Here is a 530-nt window from a genome sequence, read left to right as displayed (position 1 = left end):
TACAGCAAGGGCGACTACGACCGGGATATCGCGGATTTCACCCAAGCACTCAAGCTAAAGCCGAACGATGCGTCTGCCTACGGTGTCCGCGGTGCTGCTTATGACAGCAAGGGCGACTACGACCGGGCGGTCGCGGATTATACGCAGGCGATTAAGCTCGACCCGAATGCCGCGTCAGCCTACAAGTGGCGCGGCGATGCCTATCGCAGCAAGGAAGACTATGACCGGGCTATCGCGGATTATACCCAAGCGATTAAGCTCGACCCGAATAACGCGTTAGCCTACGGTATTCGCGGCGTTGCCTATGGCGAAAAGGGCGACTACGACCGGGCTATCGCGGATTATACCCAAGCAGTCAAACTCGACCCGAATGACACATCTGCCTACCGGTCCCGCGGCTTTGCCTATTACAGCAAGAACGACTACGACCGGGCGATGGTGGATTACACCCAAGCACTGAAGCTTGACCCGAATGACGCATTTGCCTACCGGTTCCGCGGCTTTGCCTATTACAGCAAGAACGACTACGA

The 530-nt window shown here is 56.8% G+C and carries 1 protein-coding gene; it reads left to right on the top strand.

All coding sequences use genetic code 11. The features are described 5' to 3' along the window. Nucleotides 1-530: tetratricopeptide repeat protein (locus AWU74_RS07780; protein ID WP_162505058.1), on the top strand; the 530-nt coding region annotated here is incomplete at both ends.

This window comes from Treponema endosymbiont of Eucomonympha sp. (assembly GCF_001028545.1).
Note: the sequence above shows the minus strand (reverse complement) of the source record. Positions and strands in the feature narration are given on the sequence as shown.